A 10,066-nucleotide genomic window follows, 5' to 3' on the forward strand; every position below is an offset into this window, starting at 1 on the left:
TTGACGTCGCCGAATGGATGGGCCACAAGAGCATCGACATCACATACAAGATCTACCGACACCTCCTGCCCGGCTCCATCAGCGCCGCCGCGGGGATGCTCGATCTGGGACTCGCTGCCTGAGCAACTCTGCGGGCCATGCAGAGGGGGACTCGAACAACTTATCCGAAGGGCTTGCAGGCCCCATTCACCAAACCGAGCGACACCGCATGATACGGGTCGGAACTGCCCCAAGAGCAGCGGGCCACTGGCTGTTCCGGCCTTGGGCCGCTTGCCCGCGCGCGTATCGGAAGATCGCGCCGAGGCGGACACAACCGCATCTTGTGTCTAGCGTGTTCGCCCCGCCGCCCAACAGAGTTGACGAGCCGTGGTCCCTCGCAGGGCCGAAGAGGACCGCGATGAGCGCATCGCACCGGGCCCTTGCCTTGTGTTGTGATCCCTCGAAGGGGCGATACGGGCCGTGGCCGCAGCCGGCGCCGAGTGCTCCACGAACGCATTGTGAACTCTCGCGGGTTGGATTAGGCGCGGCTATCCAGGACCTTTCGGCAGGCACGCCAGACATGTTGAGATTCCTCTCGGGCTGACGACGGCCTGAGATAGCACTACAGGTGTCGACCTATGCGCATGCGTTATCAGCCCTACAGGGCTGATGACGACGAGCTGACCAGGACCGGCTGAATAGCTGTTGTCCGAGCTACGAGCCCTCGCGGCGTCGATGAGGAACCGCCCTCGCCATGACCAAGGTGCTGCCCGGCTACTTGTGACCGTTGAGGACTGGGCGTGGGTTCTGTTGCGACCGCCTGGTACTGGAGTTGCGACCCCGTAGGGTCGATGAGGACGTTCGAGTCGCCGCCGCAGATGCTCGGCTACACCAGGTTGTGATCCCTCGCAGAATTGATGAGGGCCCGCCTCGCTGGCGACAAGTACACCGAGACGATCCAGTTGTGACCCCTCGCAGAATCGGTGAGGACGCACGTCGGAGTCATCCTGTGGGCGGCTACGGTGCCGTTGTGACCCCCTGCAGGGCAGATGAATACCCAACCGGTCGGGCGGGCGTCCGTGGATCGTCGTACGGTGGTAACCCCTCGCAAGGGCGATAGAACTGCCTCGCTGATGAAGCTGGTCGTCGCCGCCACCCAGTTGTGATCCCTAGCAGGGTCGATGAAGACGATGATCATCGTGGATCGGGAGCAGGCCTTCGTGTCGTTGGGATCCCTCGCCGGGTCCATGAGGGCCCCAAGCGGCGCGGCGATCATCCCGCTGACCAAGCAGTTGTGATCCCTCGCAGGGGCTGCGAGGACCGGCGGCGACATGGGCCAGATCAAGAAGTACGCGTTGTGATCTCTCGCAGGGCCAATGAGGCCCCAGCAGCACAGTCGGCCCGTGCCACTCGCTGGCGTTGTGAGCCCTAGCAGGGTCGATGAGGACACGACGTAGACCACGCCTGGTGGGTGCGCCCGGTGGGGTTGCGATCCCTCCCAGGGGCGATGAGGACTCGATGACGCGGCAGGCACACCCCGGGCGATCAAGAAGTAGCGAGCCCCGCAGGGGGATGAGAGCAGGTGGGCGATTTCTTCGTACAGCGGCGGTGGTACCTGTTGTGATCCCTCGCAGGGTCGACGAGGACATAAAGACCGGCAGCTTCGCACGGAGACGGCGCTGTTGTGACCCCGTAGGTCCGGTGAGGACGGGCTACTGGCAGGCCGAGTTTGTCTGCAACGCCGAGTTGCGACCCCGCGCAAGGGCGATGAAGACCGCATTATGAACGAGGCCGAGGACCCGTACGACTTGTTGTGGTCCCTCGCAGGGGCAATGAGGACCGGGCACGGACGCTGATCGCGGGCGATCTCAAGGGGTTGTTACTCCTCGACGGGGCGATGAGGACCTGAGATGACTGACCGCCTGTCGCCGCAGCGCGAAGCGTTGTGATCCCTCGCAGGGCTGATGAGGACCATCGAGGTCGAGGGCCCCAAGAACTTCGGAGGCCTGTTGCAACCGCTCGTAGGGTCGATGAGCACCGGGCGGGACGTCCTGACAGGCGAGCTGGTCTGCATGTTGTGATCCCTCGCAGAGTCAATGAAGACTCGAAGGCGATCCACTGATGGGTTAGCGGCGCTTGTTATGACCCCTCGCTGGGGCGATGAGGGCGGGGTTTGTGGCCTCGGATGGGCGATGAAGTGGGATCGAGCGAGAGATTTCACGTACGTTGTGACCCCTTATCGGGGTGATGATGGTTATGAATTTTTCAAGGTGCTTGCCTCAAGGGCGTGGCGTGAGCTGCGCTCATTTTCGAATTGTTCCGAGGCCATTCTCTTCGTCGTATTCGGCCTCGATGATGTCAACTTTGAGTTGTTCATCCCAAGCTGTTCGGATGTTGCCTGATATGGGGATAAGAAGGTCTTCCGCTAGGAGGCGTCCTGGTCGTCGGCCGTCGTCGATGGCGAGGCGGTATTCGTATTCAGGTCGGTCGGTTGCGAGGATGGCCTCCTTTCCGTCGAACATCGCGTCGAAGTCGCTCTTGAGCGTGGAGCGGTCTCGGAAGGGCTCGCTCCAGGTCAGGAACGCGTGGGTGAATCGCTCCTTCGATTGGTCCAGTTCATCCCGCCAGGCGTTGCCCCAGCGTCCCGGGGTGTTTGCGTAGATCTGGTTGAGCCACGTAGTGATGATGGCTTCGTCGATGACTACGCCGTTGTGCTGCCGAAGAATCTGCCAGGCGAGGGCGACCGGTTCCTTGGGATAGACCCCGTCCGCGAAGAGACCAGGATCGCCTTGACGGGGCAGGTACTTGGGGGTGTGGACGATGACGTCTGCCGGTGGTCTGGCGCCGCTGCGGTTGACGCGGCCGAAGCGTTGGCAGAGGGCATCCATGGGGGCGCATGCGGTGTGGATGGTGTCGAAGTCGACGTCGAGTGACACTTCGACGGTTTGGGTGGCGACGAGGATGCCGCCCTTCCGGTCCTGGTGGCCGTTGCGGTAGCGGACGCGGATGCGGTCCTCGATGGCAGCCCGGTGGTCGCGGCGATAGCGGGAGTGCAGCATGATCGCCGCATCCTGTTCGCGGTGGACGCGCCGGGCGATGCCTCCGAGCTTGCGGTAGAGGGCACGGGCGTTGGGCCGGTTGTTGGCGACGACGAGGAGCGCTTCTCCTGCCTCGATGCGGCCGGTCATCTCGGTGATGGCTGCATCCGAACCAAGGACGTTGTCGTGTGTGAGCAGGCGGTGCCGGTGGGGGAAGACGGTGTCCTTCGGCGGCTGGATGAGGTGTACGTGCTGGGCGAGAGCGGTTTGGATGGCGTCCTGGAGTGCGTCGGGCAGGGTGGCGGAGACGATGGCGATGCGTCCTCCGAGGTGCTCCCAGAAGCTCATCATGGCGAGGATCATGCCGAGGCGTCGCGGGTCGTAGGCGTGCAGTTCGTCGAGGATGAACAGGGAGTTCGCGGCGTCCAGGAGGGCGCTGGAGTGGGCGGGGCCGGCCAGAGCGCCGCGCAGGGGCTGGTAGGGGGTTCCGACCCGGATCAGCTCGCGAAAGAGGCGGGTGGCGTTCTCTTGGGCGAGGGATTTGCGTGCGGCGGCGAGGGACTCGGCGTCGCTGGCGCAGTCATCGTTCAGGGCGCGGCTGAGGTAGTAGGAGGCGGCGTGGGAGTGGGAGACACCCACTTGACCAGTGGCTTGTAGTTCTCCTTCTTCGAGACGGCGGACCATCGCGTTGATCGCTGCAAGGTAGGGCAGCAGGTAGAAGACCCGGGGGGTGCCCTGGCCTGCGGCGGCCATGTCCTGAAGGTTGTGCAGCGCCCACAGAAGTGCGGCTTCGGTCTTGCCGGAGCCGGTCCATGCGCGGATGAAGACGTGACCGCTAGTGTGCGCGGCCTCAGTTTGGTGCGGGCGCAGGCTGTGGCCGTGGGTTCGGAGGCGTTCTTCGAGGCGTTGTCGGTATGCGGGGGTGAGTGGGTGATCTTGGTGCACGGGTGTGCGGGCGGAGGCCATGCGGTCGGCCATCGTGACTCCGCCTTGCAGGAGTACGGCGGTCAGCCCGTCGGCGTCCTCATCGGATTCCAGCGGCCATTCCCAGCGGTCCATGAGGTCACCGAAGAGAGTGTGGGCGTCTTTCAGGAGTCTCTCGGTGGTGAGCGTTGGTGGCGGGCCGGGGGAGCCCAGACCTGCCGTGACGGCGGTGGTGTGCAACCAGTTGGCGAGGTCCTGAACGGCGGCGGTGTCGATGCGACCGAACTTTCGCGCGAAGTCTTCTGCACTGTCACGCCGGTAGAGGGCGAGGAGCGCGCGGTTGCGACCTTCGCCGCCGGTCAGCGGCCGGTGGTGGGCGACGATGCCGGTGGCGATCCACAGGAGCTCGTCACGAGGGAGCTCGGCGAGGATGGTGGGGAGGAAGCCGAGGGACAGGACCTCGTGTCGCTCGCCCCAGATTTCGGCAGGTTCAGGTGCATTGCCGATTTGCCGCTGCAGGCCGTAGGCGACCTTGCCGGTGTCGTGTAGAAGGGCGGCGCCCCGTAACCAGAGGGCGAAGCGGTGATGTGCGATGGGTAAGCGTCCGATGCGATCGGTGACCGTGTTGGCGCGGTGGAGCGTTGTCAGGGAGTGATCCGTGAGCAGCTCGCCCGTGGCGCGGTGGCCGCGGGGGCTCTTTGCGCGGAGGGAGTGGCGGTCATGCATGTTCATCCTTGGGCTCGGCGTGCACGGGGTGGGCTGGGGGGAGCAGGATTAGAGCCTGGCCGGTTTCTGTGACGTAGTCGGCGTCGATGGCGGCATCTGTGCCGGTGCAGGCGTAGCGGTAGATGTCCCACTTGGTGCGGGCCCGGTCGAAGGAGACGGAGGTGGGGAGCCGCATCTGTTCACCGTTGTCGGTGGAGAGCGGATCCGGCGGGGTGGTGTGGGGGATGACGGCGTGGCCCTGGCTTCCGCTGCGGTGCTCCGTGAGGTGGACGCGGCGGGTGCGTGCGCTGGCGAGGTCCTGGGAGCGTCCCAGGTGCAGTGGCCAGACGGGGGTTCGGATGGACGCCTCCCACATGTCGAGTTCGGCGGTCAGCCAGGTGGTGAGGGTGATGTGGGTGAGGAAATCGCGATCCTTGATGGTGGTGTTGCGGTAGGCGGGTTTGGCGGAGGCAGGGTGGTAGCTCTCCAGGTCTGTGCCGGAGCCTTCTGCCGTGAAGGTCATCGCGAACCGCGTGTTCTCGGGGACCTTGTCCCAGGTACCGACGGTGGCGGCGAGCATGCCGCCGACGGTGCTCGGCGGAGGACAGGGAAGGCCGACCTGCATGCCTTGATAGAGAGGATTGCGGAAGCTGGCGATGGGCGCGGTGACGGTGATCTCGAGGGCTTCGGCAGGTGCCACGGGTTCTCCTGGCTGTTCGTGGTGAGCCGGTCTTCCCGGTCGGGTGCGGGGCCTGTTGGTGCGGGGCTGTGGTGAGGGAGCCGGGTAGTGATACTTGGGCCCCTATGGGGCGATAAGTGGGACTTAGTCCTGGAACCAAATGTCGTGATGGCCGTCGTCGATGGCCTGGGCGAGGTTCGTCAGGACTACGCGGGGGTGGTCTATGACCAGGCGGCCGGCTGTGATCAGGTCGTCCAGTTCGGCGCGAGCGCTCTCGCGCTGGTCGCCAAGGAAGCCCGGGGCCCAGCCCAGGTGGACCTTGCCGTCGAGGACATCGGCCCAGGCTGCGATCTCCTCGCGGAGGGTGTCGGGGAAGAAGCGGATCTCTCCGTCGACGGGCGCCAGGATCCGAGTGAATGGCTGGTTCCCTCCCTGGATCGGAGCCAGGAGGATCAGGGCTGGTGTCCGGTCGCCGTAGTGCGCTGAACGACTTGCCCCGCCGTGCATGGAGGCCAGCGTGCGCAGCAGCAGGCCCACGCGTCGACGGCGCTCTTCGATGGGCAGCAGGATGCCGGTGTTGCCTCGGCGGGTGACTTCGACGCATCCGGCCTGGAGGGCTTCCTTGACGGCCTCGTCGGATAGGGCCGCCTTGCGGACCCTGCCTTCTTGTTCGAAGAAGCCGACCCGCAACAGGTCAAGGCGCAGGTCTCCTTGGAGCGCTGCGGTGTAGAACTCGTGCTCGTGCAGGATGGGGTTGGCGCCGGTCGGCAGGCCCCTGTTCATGGTGCCGAAGTCGCGGGTGGGGCGTTCTGGGGCGACGGAGACGAAGGTGCCCGTGGATAAAACGGTGTCCCGCATGTGCTGGGCAGTCTTGGTGGCGGCCATATAGCCGAAGAGGTCATCGTCGGTGTGTCGGTCGGGTCGGCCAGAGGTGTAGGACTGCTGCTTGGCGTCCTTGCCGTTGACGATGATGGGTGAAGGGATGTCGGTGTCGGGGAAGCTGTCCCTGAGCATGCGGCGCCACCACTGCGCGGATCCGTAGGGGTAGGTCTTGCCACCGGTGCGGTGTTGTTTGACCGGGGTGACGTTGCCCTGGTCGGCTGTGCCGCGCCCGTTGTTGGGGGCGCCGGCCTGGATGTCGAGGACGGCCTTGCCGGTGAGGTACACGCTCATGGTCAGCTCTCTTCCGGGGCATTCGTGTCGAGGGTCTTGAAGTCGTCGTCGGTGGTCGTTTCGTCGGTGGCCTCGAGCGTGGCTCCGCGGGTGCAGAGCTCCTCGAAGACGGCGACGAAGAGGAGTTCGCGGGCGCTCCAGGAGCTGTTGCCGGAGTCGAAGAGCGTTCGCCACTGGGGGACGCTGATGAAGGCAGAGTTCGCAGCGTCGGCGGGGCGCTTCTTGGCCCAGTCGGCGATCTCGCTTCGCAGCCAGCTCTTGAGATCGTTGGGCCTGCGGGTGGCGACGACGAACTTCTTGAGGCGTTTGTCGTCGTCGGTGGTGACGACGTCGGCGATACGGCGGGCGATGGTGGTGACGTGCCCGACCTCTTTCTCTAGCACGTGCAGGACCTCCGTGAGGTAGGAGCGGATGAGGGGCGTGAGATGCGGCACCGAGGCTGGGATGCGGCCGGTGTCGGTGATCTGGTCGCGGAGCCAGGCGGTGGCCCGGTAGGGGATCTGTTCCGGGCGGTTGAAGGCTCGCCAGGCGAGCATGCGCAGTCCTGGGACCTTGGCCGTGGCCTGGCTCGCAGCCAGGTATCGGAAGCCGGTGCGGCGCTGGGAGTCTGAGGCGGTTGTCCGCAGCCATTCGGCGAGGGACTGGTTCATGTCCTCGACCTGGAACTTCATGTCCCTGGTGCTGTTGCTGAACTGGATGCTCTGGACCCCGGCGGTGATACGGCGGTCCCACCAGCGCAGCGTCCGCAGGGCGGCGAGCTCGACCGCGAAGGCTCCACCGTCTCGTTTGAGGTCGCCCCGGATGGCCATGTTCCGGCAGTTGACGGGTACCGCGCTGCGAGTGGCGCGAGCCATGAACCTCTCATCCCACGAGTGGACGCCTTGGAGGAGACCGCCGCCCGCGGTGAATGCGTAGGGCAGAGCGTGGAAGCTGCTGACGCAGGGAAAGCACAGCGGATTGCCCTGATGGTCGGGGGCGGTGGTGTTGCGGTGCTCGACGCTGGCACCCAGGGGAATGTCGACGTTCCCGTACCAGGCGCACGCTGGCCTTCCGCACAGCGAGCACGGTGCGCCGGGCCACTCCTCGACGGGAGGTGGCGTGCGCCAGGCGGTGATCCCTTCGGTTGTGCACTTGCTCTTGTAGTGCAGGGCGCAGTTGGGCCACAGCGTGTACGAGGCGCCCTTGAGGTACCAGCCGGCGCTGCCCTTGGCGACGGTGCTGGTCGCGATCAGATCAGCGATCATGCGCTGGACAACCTGGTGGAACTGGGCGCCCGTGACGGCCTCCGGGTGCGCTGTTCTGGCGAGGGCGGCGATGGCGTAGGCGCCCGAACGCTGCAGAGGATGTGCGGTGAGTCGAAGTTCGTCCTGCGCGGTGGTGGTCGTCATCAGGACCTCACCCAGCCAAAACCAGCTGACGTCGCTCCACCGATGCCACAGGACCACAGAGCCTGGAGCGCCGCGGGCGCCCCTGATACCTCGATCTCCACAGCCGCGCCGGTCTTCTTCCCCCAGCGCACCGGGCCTGAGGTAGTCGTGCCGTGGCCGACGACCGAGAAGGACCGCTGAGGCCCGATCCAGGTAATCGCCTCCAGATCCGCCGAGCCGCAGTCGAAGGTCTCCGCCTTCCGGCGAAGGCTGTGACTAAGCGCTACGTCAAATCCCGCATCGCCCGGAAGAACCCACGTCCCTCCCCTCCGGCTGCCGTCGGACGTCCGCGTCACCTCGCTCTTCACGGCGATGGGGCTGACGGTGCGGAACCTCGCCCGGCCGGAGGCGAAGGCCGGCGGAACAAGGCGCGTCATGGCGTCGATGTTCAGCGCCACGCCGCCCCAGTCCAGGAGGGGAATCATAGTGAAGTCCTTGGCAAGTGCATCGATGATCTCGCCTACAGGGCTTCCGAACTCGATGATGCCGCTCCCTCCGGCGACGTAAGTGCCCTTGATCCGAGAAGCTTCAGGGAACCCCGGGGTGCTGTGACCGAAGGGCGCCATGCGATGTGGACCCCATCCGCCGTCGTGGACCTTGGCACCGAGCTGTGGTGCCTGACGTGCGAGGGCGGTGTAAACGATGGCACGGCCAGGTGCCATGACCTGGTCCCACGGAATCTCCCGGGCTCTTGTGCTGATGTGGACGCGCAGACGCATATTCCCCCCTTTCTGCTGGTCAACGGGCACGCGTGTGTCCGCCAAGGAATGCTGATCTCGGTATGAGAGGTATCTCTACGGAAATCGAGATGCTGGCATGCCTATCACGACCAACTCTGCTGTTGTTAGCCGAAGTTGAAGGTCTATCAGCGGCCACTGACAACGGCAGTGGAGGTGACCAAGTGCAGGCATAAGCGATCGGTAGCGGTCGCATAAGGGTGCGATTCCAAGGGGTGGGGTACGGTCTGCCGCTAGCTGCTCCAGGTAGGCCCTGGAAGCGCTCGCTATCTTGAAACCTTCATGCCATTCATCGACCCTGCGAGGGATCACACCGCGATGCCTTGGACTTCCCTGGTGCCGGGCGCGTGCGTCGCCATCTTCCCTGCAAGGGATGACAACAGCACCCACTGGAGTACGCGGATGAGAAGTCCTGCGGTCCTCCTCGGCTCTGCGGGGGGTCACAACTTATATGGGCCGAAGCCGCCGAAGTAGGCCGTGCCCTGTCCTCATCGACCCTCCGAGGGGCCACAACACGACCCACTCCGGGGACCGCTGGATCCGACACGCCGTGCCCTCATCGCCCCTGTGAGGGATCACAACCTGTATGGCACGCGGTCGCTGTACCAGCGGCTCTCGCCAGCCCTTATCGACTCTGCGAGGAATCACAACGTCCACAGCGTGACCTGTTGTCGACCCCAGGCATCCGCCCTGATTACCCCTGCGAGAGGGTGCAACGCTACCGGCATCTGCATGAGCGCAGCGCGCCCACTTGTCCTCATCGCCCCCTGAAGGGGTCACAACTAGCCTGCTGCGAGCGTGCGTGGCCGAGGTGGGTGGTCCTCATCAATGCCCTGCGAGGATTTGCAGCATGGCCTGGAAGGACGGTCGCAGCATGGGCATCTGACGTCCTCATCGCCTCTGCGAGGGGTCACAACACCTGCTCCCACATGGTCGGGGAGAGCACGATCCCGGTCCTCATCAACCCGACGAGGGGTGACAACGCCTCTGTGCCCATGCGGGGACGGTAACGCGTTGCGTTCTCATCGACCTGACGAGGGCTCATTACGTGAATGCGCGGTCACGGAGCCCCCCTCCGCACCGGGTCCTCGACCTGCGAGGGATCACAACCACATGGTGCGCGGGCCGGATCCACCGGGTGCAGCGTCTTCATCTATCTGTTCCGCTCGTCGTTCGCTCGTCTGGGTGGGAAATAGAAGTGGAACTACACGTACGACTACCGGCTCTTCTTCGACTTCCTGCGGCAGCGTGGGATGCGGAGGTCGCGTCGGTACCGACTGGGCTATGCGATCAACCCCATGCCCAAGACCTTCGCGGCGGCGCTGATGGAGCCGGGCAGGAGGTGTCGGTAGATCTTGTATGTGATGTCGATGCTCTTGTGGCCCATCCATTCGGCGACGTCAG

At 65.0% G+C, this 10,066-nt stretch carries 5 protein-coding genes and 2 pseudogenes; 1 reads left to right on the forward strand and 6 read right to left on the reverse strand.

Translation table 11 applies throughout. The annotated features are described in order from the left end of the window. Positions 1-122 (forward strand): annotated as a pseudogene (locus tag ACWFRJ_RS44450) (tyrosine-type recombinase/integrase); the annotation flags it as partial. Between the two features lie 2,160 nt (positions 123-2,282). On the opposite strand, the gene cas3 reads toward ACWFRJ_RS44450, so the two are convergent. From cas3 to ACWFRJ_RS44480, 6 genes and pseudogenes are all read right to left on the reverse strand, one after another. Then, complete coding sequence (gene cas3, locus ACWFRJ_RS44455; protein WP_453544793.1) at positions 2,283-4,667, reverse strand: CRISPR-associated helicase Cas3'; 2,385 nt, start codon at positions 4,665-4,667, stop codon at positions 2,283-2,285. After that, entirely contained in the window at positions 4,660-5,346 is a 687-nt protein-coding gene (gene cas5, locus ACWFRJ_RS44460) for a CRISPR-associated protein Cas5 (protein ID WP_453544795.1), read from the reverse strand. Before cas5 ends, cas3 begins: the two co-directional genes overlap by 8 nt. A gap of 123 nt (positions 5,347-5,469) precedes the next feature. Then, positions 5,470-6,498: a type I-B CRISPR-associated protein Cas7/Cst2/DevR gene (gene cas7i, locus ACWFRJ_RS44465; RefSeq protein ID WP_453544797.1), complete on the reverse strand. Its 1,029-nt coding sequence runs from the start codon at positions 6,496-6,498 to the stop codon at positions 5,470-5,472. 2 nt (positions 6,499-6,500) lie between these two features. After that, positions 6,501-7,886 (reverse strand): hypothetical protein, encoded by a 1,386-nt coding sequence (locus ACWFRJ_RS44470; protein ID WP_453544799.1) that lies wholly within the window; start codon positions 7,884-7,886, stop codon positions 6,501-6,503. Then, a complete protein-coding gene (locus ACWFRJ_RS44475) occupies positions 7,886-8,491 on the reverse strand; it encodes a CRISPR-associated endoribonuclease Cas6 (RefSeq protein WP_453544801.1) in 606 nt (201 codons plus the stop codon). The genes ACWFRJ_RS44470 and ACWFRJ_RS44475 overlap by 1 nt, the downstream gene beginning before the upstream one ends. A gap of 1,453 nt (positions 8,492-9,944) precedes the next feature. Next, positions 9,945-10,066, reverse strand: a pseudogene (locus ACWFRJ_RS44480) (tyrosine-type recombinase/integrase); the annotation flags it as partial.

Source organism: Streptomyces sp. NPDC055239 (assembly GCF_053606205.1).